Genomic DNA, 13,874 nt, shown 5'->3' on the forward strand with positions numbered 1-13,874 from the left:
TCTCGATTTAAGTGGCACTGATCAATTTTTTTGAAAAATAACTAATTTTTATCCCACAAACAATTGATAACCATTATTGATTAGATTAATATGCACCTACTAAATGAAATTGAGAGTAGTTTGTATTCATGTATATTTGTCTTTGTCACGGGGTGACTGATAAAAAAATTGAGCAAACAATTGACGATGGTGCAACTACCATGCGTGAATTAACTAAAGAGCTTAAAGTAGGCAGCCAATGCGGTAAGTGTTGTTGTTGTACTAAAAAGATCCTAAATCGCAAACTTATTGAGATTGCAGATATTACCGATCAAGTCGCTTAATTCGTTATTACAAAATTCAGATACAAAAAAAGCAGCTTATAAAGCTGCTTTTTTTATGACCTAAATTTACCTTACAGTTGAGACTGTAAGTAATTTTCAAGCCCTGTATTTTGAATAAGTAGTTGCTGGGTTTCTAGCCAGTCAATTTGTTCTTCCTGCTCGTTCAAAATATTGTCGAGTGCTTCACGGCTAATATAATCTTTTTTGTTTTCAGCTAATTTAATTGCACTGCGCAAATCATCAATTGTATCAAGCTCAAAGCTCATATTTGCGGCAATCATTTCTTCGCTGTTTTCGCCAATGCGTAAACGGCCTAGGTCTTGTAAGTTAGGTAAGCCTTCTAAAAATAAAATACGTTCGATTAAACGATCGGCGTTTTTCATTTTTTGAATTGATACTTTGTAATCTGCTTTATCAAGCTGGCTAAAACCAAAATCTTTAAACATGCGGGCATGCAAAAAGTATTGGTTAATACCCACAAGCTCATTAGCGAGTACTTTATTTAAAGCTGCTATAACGTCTTTATCGCCTTTCATACTTTATGCTCCTTACTCGCCCATTTGTGCTTGGTGGTAGTTTTGCGTACCAATTTTATCAATTAGACCAAGTTGTTGCTCTAACCAATAAACGTGATCTTCTTCGGTATCAAATAATAGCTTTTCTAACACTTCGCGAGACTGATAATCTTGCTGCTCTTCACAAATAGCAATTACCTCTTTAACACATGCAACTACTTCAAGCTCTAGTGTTAAATCGTTTTGCATCATGCTTTTTACATCGTTACCAATTAAAAGGTCACGGCGTTTAGTCATGTTAGGCACGCCTTCTAAGAACAAGATGCGTTTGATTAGCCAATCAGCATGATCTTTTTCTTCTTCCATTTCATGGTTAAGGCGTACATATAATTTATCTAAACCCCAGTCATCATACATGCGTGAATGAATAAAATACTGGTCAATTGCGGCTAACTCATTGGCTAGCAAAGTATTAAATGCATCGATTACTTTTTGATTACCTTTCATGATAAATCACCTTAACTATTTTAATTGTGCACAGTGTAGTTAAATTTGCGTATTTTGCAAGTTTTTCTATAAAAATCATTAATTTACAATTGGTTTTGATTCTTATTTAAGTTTGCGTTATTGCTTGGTTTATGTACAGTTTTGCATTTTCATTTAACGGGTAATGCTATACCCACTTGTGCCGTTTACACCATAAATAAACACCACTGAGTATAAAAAATGCTAACGACAGTGATACTAAAAGCCATACAAATTTTACAATCGGCCCTGCAAATGCGCCAGTATGAAACACATATTTAAAGTTCCATACATGGGTGACTGCATTTGCTTTACTGGCATCATACGCGCTAAGCACTTTAGCGTTGTATGGATTTACCCACACCCAGCTATAAGCATGGCTTTCTCCTGGGTTTTGCAGGCGTAAAGCGATTGGGTCATTGTGTTTTTTAGGTAAGTAAATACGATACAAAATCCCATCAGGAAATACATCAAGGGTTTTATTTATTGCTTGGTCGTAGTTAATACTTGCTGTTGATTTTGCTATCACTTTTGGCGCTTTAGGCCTATTTTGTACTTGAGAAAATGCCACGGTTTCTACTAATGTTTTGGTCGCGCTTTTCCAATTAAAGGTGATACCTGTAAAGGCTATAAGCAATAGCGGTAATAAAACATAAACACCAAGCACGGTGTGTAGCTGATACATAAGTACTTTAAATTTGGCTTTAGGTTTAATCGCCAGTCGTTTTAGGCGGTTTTTAGGCTTTACCCATAAATAAAAACCCACTAACACATTTATTATTAATAATAGGGCGCATACAGAGACCACGTTTTTTAGCGGTTTTTCACCAGAGTCTGTTTCAAATAATAGCCAGCGATGCAAAGCAAGGGTAAAACCATACAGCGTGTCATTTGTTTGGTATTGAAAGATTACTTTGCCTGTATACGGGTTCACACTGGCGTTACTGCCATCACCTAATCTAAATTGCCAGCTGGCATTAGGGTTACTAAGGGGCATAAAGCGGGTGATTTTTTTATCTGTTTGCTGCTGTACTGCGCGGATTAACTCTGCGTGGCTAAGCGTTTTGGTTTGTGGTTCTACCTGCCATTTATCGGGCTGAATATAATATTGTATGTCATTTGCATAGAGTAAAATGGCACCGCTAATACTGAGTATTAACAAAAAAAGGCCACTTAGTAAGGCAAGGTATAAGTGAATTCGACGTAACCAGATTTTCAAAAGTAATCTCTATAATAAGCAGTTACAGCGATTGTAAGTGATAGAACAGGTGTTTATCAATTTATAAAATGTGACCCTTTGTGTAAGCAAACTACTGTATATAAAACCGCGAACAACACGCTAAGCTTTAGCCCCTTAAATAAAGTTTATAAATTGTGTGGCTTTAAGTCAGTAAAAGTTCGTATGAGTAATGCGCTTTAATTTTTATAATAATGAAATAAATACCAGCTAAAAATTAAAATATGCACGGTTTGCGTTCTTGCTTATTTTTGCGTGTAAATTTTAATTGCAACTTATTGATGTTTAAACTGTAATTATGTGATGTATTTTAAACGCTTTGCGGGCTAAAACTTGCGTCTTTTAGGTTTTAGTGCATTAATATAGGTAATAAATAATACAATTACAGTTATTGGATATATAGCATGGTTGAAGGAAAAAAGTATGGGCTGCTAAATGGCACAGCTCAGTCTGTGCGTAGTAAGCTGATCATTACTTTTTTAGTTATTGCTATTGTTCCACTTTGCTTGCTGACCTGGTTTAGCTTACAGCACGTTAATAATACCTTGCAAAAAAATGCAAATGCAGAGCTTCATGAATTAAGCTCTATCGCCTCAGAGTTTGCTAATTTATGGTTTGATGATCACCTTACTGATTTATATACCTTTAAAAATCAGTTTTCTAACTTCCCGCTTGAACAAAGCAAATTAATAAATCATTTTGTTAATCAATATGACTTTGTAAACAGTATAGAAATTATAGCTGCATCGGCACTTAAGCAGCCCATTATCTCGCCTTACGGGCAGATAAACAAAGGTGAGCTTAGTACGCTTATAAATTCGGTTAATACCTCAACGCCAGCCGCTTTTGGCTCTGTTATGTTAAATGGCAAACAGTTTAATATTGTGGCTATGCCTTTGCTTAATTCGGCGCAACAATTAGAGGGTGTAATTCTCACAGAAGTAAATATTAATGGCCTTTTAAAAAGCTTAAACACCATTCACAACATGCACAACGAAGTGATTTTTTTTGTACTACATAATAATAAAATAGAGCGCTCTTCAGTAACAAATGCAGATGAGGCGCCTGTTTTTTCGCAAACGGCACTCACCAGTAAGCAAGTGTTTGATTACGCCAGTGCCAACGGCACGACATACCATGCATATATTAGTGATTTAAATTTTTTAGGTGTGCAAGGGTGGCAACTTTTAGCAGCAAAACCTTTGCATATTATGCTCAAAGACTCTACTTATTATAAGCAGCTGGCTATTTTTACAAATGCAGTTTCTTTACTTCTCATTTTATGCGCAGCGTGGTGGTTTAGTCGGCGCTTATCTAAGCCTTTAATTCAGCTTACCTCAGTAATGGCCCGAATTACCGATGGCGAGAAAGTAAAGGTGCCTACTTTAACTGATAGCCACGAGTTAAATAGGTTATCAGTAGATCTTCAAAAAATGGTGGCATTTAAAGAAGAGCAGCAGAGCATACTGCAAAAGCAGCGCTCTGCTTTGCAAACTGCGTTTAAACAATTGGATGAGCAAAAAAGTGCCCTCGATGAGCATGCCATTGTTGCGGTAACAGATTTAGCGGGCACTATCACTTTTGTAAATAAGAAGTTTTGTGAAATTAGCGGCTATGAAGAACATGAGCTTATAGGCCAAAATCACCGTTTACTTAATTCAGGAAGGCACGACAAAGGCTTTTTTAAAAGCATGTATAAAACCCTTAAACGGGGTGAAGTATGGAACGGCCAAATATGTAATAAAGCAAAACATGGTGGCTTTTATTGGGTAGACACCACCATAGCGCCATTTTTTGATGAGCACGGTAAACCGCAAAGCTATATAGCCATTCGTACTGATGTCACGCCATTAAAATTACAAGAGCTTGAACTTGAGCAGCACAAAACCCAACTTCAGTTAGTCATAGATACCACCGCCGTAGGAATATGGGATTGGTTTATAGATACCAGCAAAGTGACTTTTAATAATCGCTGGGCAGAAATAATAGGCTATAAACTCAGCGAGTTAGAACCTACCACTATTAATACTTGGTATAAGTTTGCACACCCCGATGATTTGGTTATTTCAGAGCAAAAGCTAAAAGCGCATTTTAATGGTGACACCGATTACTATGTCAGCGAAGCGCGAATGAAACACAAAGATGGCCACTGGGTTTGGGTACTCGATACTGCAAAAGTAGTCGACTGGAACCTAGATGGGTCGCCTCGTCGTATGATTGGAACACATTTAGATATTACCGAGCGCAAGCAAATAGAGTCTGAGCTACAGTATAGCCGCGATCGCTTTGCTTCTTTGGTGGAAAATATTCCAGGGGTTATTTATCGATGTAAGTTCGATAAAGCCTGGACTATGTTGTACATGAGTGACCAAGTAAAAGACATAACAGGCTATACGCCTGATGACTTTATCAATAATAAAACACTAAGCTTTGCCGCTATTATTCACGATGGCGATCAAGATGTTGAGCTGCAAGTAAGTACCTGTATTGCACAAAAGCTGCCTTGGTCTATTGAATACAGAGTAAAAAGAAATGATGGCAGTATTCGTTGGGTACACGAAAAAGGCCAAGCAATTTATGGCGATGACAACGAGGTTCTTTATTTAGATGGCTTTATTTTAGACATTACTGAGCGCCATAATACTCAAGTAGAAATTACCCGCCAACAAAACCTGCTTGAGGCAATGAGTAAACAAGGCCAAATTGGCGCATGGGAAATAAACCTTGAAAACCAAACTATGTATTGGTCAGACGAAGTAAAAGTAATACACGAAGTTCCCGATGGGTTTGAACCTAACATTGATACTGCCATTAACTTTTATAAGCCAGGAGAGCACCGCGATAAAATTAGCACGTTGTTTGAATGTGCGGTGACTTTAGGCGAAAGCTGGAGTGTTGAGCTGATAATTTTAACTTATACCGGTAAAGAGCGCTGGGTTAAGTCGATGGGGCAGGCGGAATTTAAAGACGGCAAATGTGTGCGTGTCTTTGGCTCGTTCCAAAGTATTGATGCACATAAACGCCTAGAGTTAGAAAGCGAAAAAGCAAACGCCTATAACAAAAATTTAGCGTCATTAACTGTTTCGCCTGAGGTACAAAATAGCGACGTTGCGCAAGTTAAAAAGCTGACGATAAAGTCGATGGTAGAGGTATTAAATGTTGAGCGTGCCTCTATTTGGATATTTAACAAACAGTTCGACGAAATGGCGTGCCATGGTTTATATACTAGACAAGATGGATTTGTAGATTTTGACGGCGTTCTTAAAAAGGCTGATTTTCCAAGCTACTATGAGGCTATTTTTGAGCAAAACCTAGTGGCAATTGAAGATGTATATACGCATAAAGCAACCATGGAATTTACGCAAAGTTATACTCAACCATTAAATATTCAGTCGATGCTGGATGCGGTTATTTCATCAGGCGATGGAAATTTAGGTATTTTATGCGCAGAAACTGTAGGGGCTAAGCACATTTGGACGCAAAGCGAAGAAACCTATTTGCGTTCTTTGGCTACGTTAGTCGGTAGTACCTTGGTCTCGCAAAAGCGTAAAGAAACCGCTGAAAAGCTAAAGGTTGCTTTAGTGCAAGCACAAGATGCTGCTATAGCAAAAAGCCAGTTTTTAGCAACCATGAGCCACGAAATTCGTACACCGATGAATGGCGTATTAGGCATGTTAGAGCTGGTAGAATTAGAGCCATTAAGTAAACCAATAGAAAAAAAGGTCGCTATTGCTAAAAGCAGTGCTCATTCTTTACTTGGCGTTATTAACGATATTTTAGATTTTTCTAAGGCGGAAGCAGGCAAAGTTGAGCTTGAGCATATACATTTTAATGCGCGCGACTTAATTGGCGAAATAGCCGAGGCACAGGCCTTTACCGCACAAGAAAAAGGCATTGAGATTATTTTAGATTTAGTCTCCTTAGAGCCTTCACATTTAATGGGCGACCCCGGGCGCATACGCCAAGTGGTAACCAACTTAATTAGTAATGCGGTTAAATTTACCAGTCAGGGTGAAGTGGTGGTGAGCGCATCTATAGAAAAAACCGACCAAGACCTACTGCTAAATATAAAAGTAAAAGACTCAGGAATAGGCATAACCGAAGCAAAACAACAGCAATTATTTACCCCTTTTTCGCAAGTGGATGCATCTACCACGCGAGAATACGGAGGCACGGGGCTGGGGCTTGCAATATGTAAACAGTTATGTGAGCTAATGAATGGTAAAATTTCACTGGCAAGCGAACCAGGCAAAGGCAGCGAATTTACTGCAACCATGCAAGTGGCTGAAGGCATCGAAAAAGAACGTATTATCCCTAATATAAATATGAGTTCGTTAAATGTACTAGTGGTTGATGATAACGAGACAAACCGCTTAGTTATCTCTCAGCAATTAGGGCATTGGGGGGCTAATGTTACGCTTGCTAGTAGTGCAAAACAGGCGCTTGAACTATGTGCACAGCGCATAGAAAATGATCAGCCTATGTTTGATATTGCCGTGCTAGACATGCAAATGCCAGAAATGGATGGAATGGAGCTGTGTAAAGTGCTTAAAGCACATGATGACTATAAAGCCATGCCATTAGTAATGATGACCAGTATTGCAGGTATGGAAGGCGCTCAGCGCTACTCAAAAATTGGTTTTCAGGCTTATTTTCCTAAACCGGTTACAACCGCAGATTTAATTTCTGCGTTATCGGTTATTACAAGTTCAGACAACACCGAGCCCCTTCCTCTGGTGACCCCAGGGTATATTTCGTCACTCAGAAAAGAAAAATCAGACACACCTGCAAAAATTTTATTAGTTGAGGATAACCCCGTTAATCAGCATGTTTCTACACTGATGCTTAAAAAGCTAAATTGCGAAGTAATACTGGCGCAAAATGGTCAAGAAGCCATAAATACCTTAAGCGAGCATAACGAAGGGTATTTTGATTTAGTGTTAATGGATTGCCAAATGCCGGTAATGGATGGCTTTGACGCCACCGCTAATATACGAGACGGTATGGCAGGGGATGAGCACAAAGCAATAAAAATAATTGCCCTAACCGCCAATGCAATGGACTCAGATAAAGAACGTTGTATTAATGCCGGTATGGACGACTACTTAACTAAACCCATTCAGCTTGATATTTTAAAAGAAAAAATAGAGCAGTACTTTTAGGATTAATAACATGAGTAAGCAAATACAAATACGCGACGCTAAAAAAAGCGATGCGCCAACCATTTTACAGTTTATTACCGAACTGGCCATTTACGAAAAAGAACCCGATGCAGTAAAAACAGATGAGCAGGCAATTATAAAAACGTTGTTTAGTGAGGGGGCAACAGCACACAGTGTTATTTGCCTTGAAGATGATGAGCCTATTGGCTTTGCGGTGTATTTTTATAATTACTCTACCTGGCTGGGTAAAAATGGCTTATACCTAGAAGATTTATACGTAAGCCCCGATAGCCGTGGCAATGGTGCGGGCAAACTAATAATGAAACACCTTGCTAATAAAGCCATAAAAAACGACTGTGGACGTTTTGAGTGGGTAGTACTGGATTGGAATAAACCCGCTATAGATTTTTATAATAGCATTGGGGCAAAAGCCCAAAACGAATGGATAATCTACCGCCTAGCAGGCCAAGACTTGCTCGATTTTGCAGAGCAATAGTGATACTAAAACGCTTAATTAAGTGGGTTGGTATAATACTTTTTTAAAAGCAGATGAGTGCCGAAAACGGCCAGTATCTGCTTTAAAAATTGTTATGCTAAGGTACGTTTTATTGATTAAGACCCTTCATGAATAATCAGTATTGGCAAAAAGCACGGCAAAGCCGCGATGCACGATTTGATGGCTTATTTTACGTTGCGGTAAAAAGCACCGGTATTTATTGTCGGCCAATTTGCCCCGCGCCCACCGCTCAAGAAAAAAATGTGGTGTATTATCAATATGCGCACAACGCAGCGCAAGCAGGCTTTAGACCGTGTATACGCTGCAGGCCCGATAGTGCTCCGGGTAGCGCTGCTTGGCAGGGAGTAAAAACGACCGCGCTTAGAGCTAAGCAGTTAATTGATTTAGGTGATAGTTGTAATTGCGAAATGCTAGCTACTCGTTTGGGTATTACCAGTCGATATTTGCGACGCATATTTAATCAGCACTTTGGTGTGTCTGTTACTCAGTATCGGTTATTTAACCAATGTCAGTTTGCTAAAAAGCTCATTCAAGAGACCACATTACCCATAACCGATATTGCATTTGCTGCTGGGTTTAAAAGTGTGCGACGTTTTAACGATGCTTTTTTACAACAATTAAATATAGCCCCATCAAAGCTCAGAAAATCAAAAAAAGAGGCAACCCCTGTGATTGTATTAACACTCCCTTTTAGACCTCCTTACAATTGGCAGGCTTTGCACAGCTTTTTGTCAAAGCGGTTAATAGAGCCTATGGAGTGGATAACCCCAACCAGTTACGGGCGAACATTTAAGCTAAAAGGGGCGGTAGGTTATTTTAATGCGCACTTTAAGGCGCAAAATAACCATTTTAAAGTTGAAATAGTAATAAATAATACCGAGCACTTACAAAAAGTAATTAACAATATACGCCGTGTACTTGATGTAGATGCCGATATAAACCCTATTGAAAGCCACTTAAAAAATAGTATTAATGGGGCATTTACATTAAGTGAAGGGCTACGCTTACCTGGGATATGGTCAAGCTTTGAAGCGGGGATCCGGGCTGTATTGGGCCAACAAGTTAGCGTGGGGGCAGCGCACACTTTAGTAACAAAGCTGGTCGCAGAGCGCGGCGATAAACACGCAGATAAAGTGTATTTTCCACAGCCTGAGGATTTAGCGATATGCGACTTTGAATTTTTTAAAATGCCGCAATCGCGCAAAAATGCATTAAAAAATTTATCTAAGTACTGCGCTGATAACCCCGATAACAGGGTTTTGGATAATTGGCTCGATATAAAAGGCATAGGCCCATGGACTGTTAACTACGCTAAACTGCGCGGGCAAAGTAACCCAGATATACTATTAGCCGGCGATCTTGGGGTAAAAAAGGCGCTGATCAATGCTAAGCAATTTAACCCAGAGCTGAGCGCTCCATTTCGCTCGTACTTAACGTTTCAACTATGGCAGCAACTTTCATGATTATACAAACCGCAATTTCGAGCCCGATTGACGATGTTATTATTCAAGCGACTGAAAACGGGGTGAGCTATGTTGGTTTTTACCCAAAAACACACTACACCCATACACCCGTTGAGCAAGTAACAAATGAAGCGGTTTTAATCTGCGTAAAGCAATTAAACGAATACTTTAATGGTCAGCGCAAAACCTTTAATGTGCCATTAGATACGCAAGGTACGCCTTTTCAAAATGGTGTGTGGCAAGCGTTGCTCAGCGTCCCTTTTGGCAAAACCATGACCTACGGTGATATAGCTAAACAATTAAATAACCCTAAGGCGGTAAGAGCAGTCGGGGCTGCAAATGGCAAAAACCCCATTAGTATTATTGTGCCATGCCATCGAATTATTGGTGCAAACTCTAAGCTTACCGGGTACGCTGGTGGCCTTGAGAGAAAAAGTTGGCTACTAAAGCATGAAGGAATAATTTAACAGTTACAGTACTGGCAGCTTTGTTATCACAAGCTACAATTTACATTATTTACTAATAAAAATTATTATGAGTATCAGCAGCTTAAATTATTTATTTATATTTGGTTTGATGTTTTCTTCAGCAGTGTTTGCTAACCCTCAAACGCTTATATTTTGCTACGAAGATAAAGACGTTGCACCTATGTTTTTGGGCATTGGGCAAGAGGTACCTATAGATAACCCTGGCGCCTCAATTGAAATTTTAAAGCAACTGGATGCCGACATACCCAATGTGTCTATTTCATTTGTTAGAAAACCATGGCGCAGATGCCTAAACGATTTAGAGCTCAACCGTGTTAATGCCGTTATTGCCAGCTATCGTGATGGGCGTGAACGTTTTGCGGTGTACCCTACAAACGAAAAAGGGGTGTTGCTAGAAAAATTTGCAGTGAGTCGTTTTAGTAGCTGTTTAATAGGGCGGGCTCGTTTTCATAAACAATGGCAAACACGTGAAGTATTTCAAAATAAAGCGTTTACTATCGCCATTCCTAATGGCTATGGCTTAAACAGCGCGCTAAAAGAAGAGCCTTTTTATATTCATAATACTTTTTCAAAAGACAAAGCTTTTGAATTACTTGATAAAGGAGTGGTACAGGCAAGTGTTGATTTATGCCAAGTAGATGACTTAAAAGTGTCGAGCTATCAACATAAAGGGAGCGATGTAAAACCCCTTTACCCACCTTATGAAACAACAGACGGTTATTTAATTTTTTCAAAGCAGTTTTACCAGCAAAATAGCCAGCTTAGTAAAGAGATATGGCAATGGTTAGCGCGCTTTGACAGTGCACAAATTTATATAAAATACTTGCAAGCTGTTGAGTAATAAGAAAATCAAAGCGCTTATTAACTAAAATAGCGATATGAAATTGGTATTAATCGCATATTAAGGTAGCATAAGCGCACTTTTTATCTTAAGGCACGGCAATGGCTCAATTATACTTTTACTACTCTGCGATGAATGCGGGTAAATCAACCACCTTATTACAATCTGCGTTTAACTATCGTGAGCGCGGTATGGAGCCAGTTATTTTAACGGCTGCAATTGATAACCGCTCTGGTGTAGGAAAAGTATCGTCTCGTATCGGGCTGCAAGCTGATGCGCATATATTTGATTCGTCAAAAAATGTTTTTGAGCTGATCCAAAATCTGCAAAACGAAAAAAAGCGCCATTGTGTATTGGTTGATGAATGCCAGTTTTTGTCTAAAGAGCAAGTTATGCAGCTGACGGATGTGGTTGACGAACTTGGTATTCCGGTATTGTGTTATGGCCTGCGAAGCGACTTTAGAGGTGAGTTATTTATTGGCTCTCAGTACTTGCTAGCATGGGCCGATAAACTGGTTGAGCTTAAAACAGTGTGCCATTGCGGCCGTAAAGCCAATCATGTGTTGCGTACAGATGAAAACGGCAATGCCATTGCCGATGGTAACCAAGTAGAAATTGGCGGCAACGACCGTTATGTGTCGGTGTGCCGCAAGCATTATAAGGCTGAGTTAAATATGGGCCGCTAAGGCTCGTATAAAAGTATCTATATCATCTTGGTTTATATCAAGATGAGTGACTAGCCTAAGCTGTTTGCTTGGGCTAATTAATATGCCTTGTTGTGCTAATTGCTCGCTAATATGCGCTATATTTAACTCACTTGAATAGCGCGCATACACCATGTTAGTGGTGTTACTCATATCAACGCTAAACCCATCGAGCTCATTAAGCTTACTTGCTAAATAACGCGCATTAGCGTGGTCGTCTTTTAAGCGAGAGACGTTATTTTCAAGTGCGTATTGCCCCGCGGCTGCCAGCATTCCGGCTTGGCGCATGCCACCACCGAGTACTTTTCTCCAGCGCCGTGCTTTTGTGATAAGCGCCTTTGTGCCTAGTAATAGCGAGCCAACGGGAGCACCTAGCCCTTTTGATAAGCAAATTGAAACAGAGTCAAAATGCTGGGTTATATCTGTAATATCAACGTTTAATTCAACTGCTGCATTAAACGCACGTGCGCCATCTAAGTGCAGAGCTAACGAGTGCTCATTTACAAAATGACGTGCTTTGGCTAAGTAGCTAAGGGGGAGCACTTTTCCGCCTATGGTGTTTTCAAGGCTAAGTAAGCGGGTGTTGGCAAAATGGCTATCGTTTGGTTTTATTGCTGCGGCAATTTTATCAAAGCAGAGGCTGCCATCGGGTTCATTCTCAATCGGTTGTGGTTGAATAGAGCCTAATACTGCAGCGCCACCGCCTTCAAATTTATAGTTATGGGCATTTTGCCCGCAAATATATTCATCTCCGCGTTCGCAATGAGCCATAAGCGCAAGTAAATTAGCTTGCGTGCCAGAGCTACAATAAAGTGCGGCTTCAAAGCTAAAACGCTCACTTGCATAGGCTTCTAGCTGGTTTACGCTAGGATCATCCCCGTACACATCATCGCCTACTGGCGCGCTATACATTACATCGCGCATGGCTTTTGAAGGTTTAGTAACCGTGTCTGAGCGAAAATCTATCATGGTTGTTATTCCTTTATTAAGTACTACAGGCTTTATTGTTTTTATGGGTTTAAACAAGCTCTTCAAAAATTTGTTCACGCGTGGCTTTATCAAAATAACTCCAGGCAATAAAGCGACTTACTTTTTGTCCTTGTGCCATGTCTATAATTTTATATTCGGCAATAGGGAGGGTGCTTAATTTATTTTCTAACACTTTAAGTGTTTCTTTTTTTGAAACCAAGGAGGTAAACCATATTACTTGCTCTGCAAATTGCTCACTTTGAGCAATCATATTGCTAACAAACTGTGCTTCGCCGCCTTCGCACCATAGCTCATTATTTTGCCCGCCAAAATTAAGGGTGTTTTTAGGTGATTTTCCTAAGTTTTTCCATTTGCGCTGCGACCCTTTACTGGCCTCTTCTGCGCTTGCGTGAAAAGGGGGGTTACACAGGGTTAAATGAAATAAATCTTTTTGATTTATAATGTTTTCAAAAATAGATGATGCGTTTTTTTGGTGTTTAAGGGTTATTTTTAAACCATTAAATTGGGCGATTTGCTTCGCTATTTTTATAGAATTTGCATCGATGTCGCTACCAGTAAAGTGCCAGTTGTATTCATGATTACCCGTTAACGGGTAGACCAAATTGGCCCCTGTGCCAATATCGAGCACCTTAATTTGCCTGCCAGTTGGAATATTTTGTTGGTTGTCGCCGCTTAATAAGTCTGCCAAGTAATGAATGTAATCAACGCGACCAGGAATAGGAGGGCATAGGTTATGCTCAGGAATATCCCAAAAATCTATTTTATAATGCGCTTTTAAAAGCGCTTGATTAAGCGTTTTTACTGCTGTGTTATTGGTAAAATCAATGCTTTTACTCCCCGCAGGGGTGACGATGATGAAAGGGGTTAACGCATCATGCTTATCGCATAGCATGTCTAAATCGTAGCCATGTAAATGTTGGTTGCGTGGGTGGAGTTTGTTAGTGACTTGTTTTGATTTCATAGCATTAATTTAGCAATTAAATAATGGCGCAATTGTATCAAATGCCCCACTAAAAAGTGCAACCATTTACTTTAGAATTAACAGTGGTACTGGTAGGATGAGTGGCTAAAAATAATAAAGGAAAATTTGTGGCAATTACACAGCACTC

General features: G+C 39.5%; 12 protein-coding genes. 7 read left to right on the plus strand and 5 right to left on the minus strand.

Translation table 11 applies throughout. The features are described from left to right. The first annotated feature begins 128 nt into the window (after positions 1–128). A complete protein-coding gene (locus tag B2R65_RS12235) occupies positions 129–323 on the plus strand; it encodes a (2Fe-2S)-binding protein (protein ID WP_004588794.1) in 195 nt (64 codons plus the stop codon). A gap of 71 nt (positions 324–394) precedes the next feature. Here B2R65_RS12235 and bfr (B2R65_RS12240) read toward each other — a convergent pair whose 3' ends face one another. The 3 genes from bfr (B2R65_RS12240) to B2R65_RS12250 all read right to left on the minus strand — a co-directional run bounded on the left by bfr (B2R65_RS12240) (position 395) and on the right by B2R65_RS12250 (position 2,582). After that, the gene (bfr, locus tag B2R65_RS12240) at positions 395–859 is read right to left on the minus strand and encodes a bacterioferritin (RefSeq protein WP_004588793.1); all 465 of its coding nucleotides are present in this window, start codon (positions 857–859) and stop codon (positions 395–397) included. 12 nt (positions 860–871) lie between these two features. Then, positions 872–1,345, minus strand: a complete 474-nt coding sequence (gene bfr / locus B2R65_RS12245; protein ID WP_024031963.1) for a bacterioferritin — start codon at positions 1,343–1,345, stop codon at positions 872–874. 166 nt (positions 1,346–1,511) lie between these two features. Then, positions 1,512–2,582 (minus strand): PepSY-associated TM helix domain-containing protein, encoded by a 1,071-nt coding sequence (locus B2R65_RS12250; protein WP_286743035.1) that lies wholly within the window; start codon positions 2,580–2,582, stop codon positions 1,512–1,514. Positions 2,583–3,004: 422 nt separating this feature from the next. On the opposite strand from B2R65_RS12250, the gene B2R65_RS12255 reads away from it, so the two are divergent. The 6 genes from B2R65_RS12255 (at position 3,005) to B2R65_RS12280 (ending at position 11,757) form a co-directional block, all read left to right on the plus strand. Continuing rightward, positions 3,005–7,762 carry a PAS domain-containing protein gene (locus tag B2R65_RS12255; protein ID WP_286743037.1) on the plus strand — a complete coding sequence of 1,586 codons (4,758 nt, stop codon included), beginning with the start codon at positions 3,005–3,007 and terminating at the stop codon, positions 7,760–7,762. 10 nt (positions 7,763–7,772) lie between these two features. After that, positions 7,773–8,258 carry a GNAT family N-acetyltransferase gene (locus tag B2R65_RS12260; protein ID WP_029774246.1) on the plus strand — a complete coding sequence of 162 codons (486 nt, stop codon included), beginning with the start codon at positions 7,773–7,775 and terminating at the stop codon, positions 8,256–8,258. Positions 8,259–8,386: 128 nt separating this feature from the next. Next, complete coding sequence (locus B2R65_RS12265) at positions 8,387–9,742, plus strand: DNA-3-methyladenine glycosylase 2 family protein (RefSeq protein ID WP_286743041.1); 1,356 nt, start codon at positions 8,387–8,389, stop codon at positions 9,740–9,742. Continuing rightward, on the plus strand, positions 9,739–10,209 hold the full coding sequence (locus B2R65_RS12270) for a methylated-DNA--[protein]-cysteine S-methyltransferase (protein ID WP_029774244.1): 471 nt from the start codon (positions 9,739–9,741) through the stop codon (positions 10,207–10,209). Before B2R65_RS12265 ends, B2R65_RS12270 begins: the two co-directional genes overlap by 4 nt. 67 nt (positions 10,210–10,276) lie before the next feature. After that, on the plus strand, positions 10,277–11,071 hold the full coding sequence (locus tag B2R65_RS12275; RefSeq protein ID WP_029774243.1) for a hypothetical protein: 795 nt from the start codon (positions 10,277–10,279) through the stop codon (positions 11,069–11,071). A 101-nt stretch (positions 11,072–11,172) separates the two neighbouring features. Continuing rightward, the gene (locus B2R65_RS12280) at positions 11,173–11,757 is read left to right on the plus strand and encodes a thymidine kinase (RefSeq protein WP_024031955.1); all 585 of its coding nucleotides are present in this window, start codon (positions 11,173–11,175) and stop codon (positions 11,755–11,757) included. Here B2R65_RS12280 and ltaE read toward each other — a convergent pair. Both ltaE and rlmF read right to left on the minus strand, forming a co-directional pair. Then, a complete protein-coding gene (ltaE, locus tag B2R65_RS12285; RefSeq protein ID WP_248533147.1) occupies positions 11,740–12,744 on the minus strand; it encodes a low-specificity L-threonine aldolase in 1,005 nt (334 codons plus the stop codon). The genes B2R65_RS12280 and ltaE overlap by 18 nt on opposite strands. Before the next feature lie 49 nt (positions 12,745–12,793). After that, complete coding sequence (rlmF, locus tag B2R65_RS12290; RefSeq protein WP_248533149.1) at positions 12,794–13,726, minus strand: 23S rRNA (adenine(1618)-N(6))-methyltransferase RlmF; 933 nt, start codon at positions 13,724–13,726, stop codon at positions 12,794–12,796. Positions 13,727–13,874: the final 148 nt, after the last annotated feature.

This window comes from Pseudoalteromonas sp. UBA2102 (genome assembly GCF_002331165.1).
Taxonomy (GTDB): Bacteria; Pseudomonadota; Gammaproteobacteria; order Enterobacterales; family Alteromonadaceae; genus Pseudoalteromonas; species Pseudoalteromonas atlantica.

Coding starts and splice junctions, on each gene's coding strand:
- B2R65_RS12260 (WP_029774246.1), top strand. CDS start 7,773: ATGAGTAAGCAAATACAAATACGCGACGCTAAAAAAAGCGATGCGCCA.
- B2R65_RS12270 (WP_029774244.1), top strand. CDS start 9,739: ATGATTATACAAACCGCAATTTCGAGCCCGATTGACGATGTTATTATT.
- B2R65_RS12235 (WP_004588794.1), top strand. CDS start 129: ATGTATATTTGTCTTTGTCACGGGGTGACTGATAAAAAAATTGAGCAA.
- ltaE (WP_248533147.1), bottom strand. CDS start 12,744: ATGATAGATTTTCGCTCAGACACGGTTACTAAACCTTCAAAAGCCATG.
- B2R65_RS12275 (WP_029774243.1), top strand. CDS start 10,277: ATGAGTATCAGCAGCTTAAATTATTTATTTATATTTGGTTTGATGTTT.
- rlmF (WP_248533149.1), bottom strand. CDS start 13,726: ATGAAATCAAAACAAGTCACTAACAAACTCCACCCACGCAACCAACAT.
- B2R65_RS12265 (WP_286743041.1), top strand. CDS start 8,387: ATGAATAATCAGTATTGGCAAAAAGCACGGCAAAGCCGCGATGCACGA.
- B2R65_RS12255 (WP_286743037.1), top strand. CDS start 3,005: ATGGTTGAAGGAAAAAAGTATGGGCTGCTAAATGGCACAGCTCAGTCT.
- bfr (WP_024031963.1), bottom strand. CDS start 1,345: ATGAAAGGTAATCAAAAAGTAATCGATGCATTTAATACTTTGCTAGCC.
- B2R65_RS12280 (WP_024031955.1), top strand. CDS start 11,173: ATGGCTCAATTATACTTTTACTACTCTGCGATGAATGCGGGTAAATCA.
- bfr (WP_004588793.1), bottom strand. CDS start 859: ATGAAAGGCGATAAAGACGTTATAGCAGCTTTAAATAAAGTACTCGCT.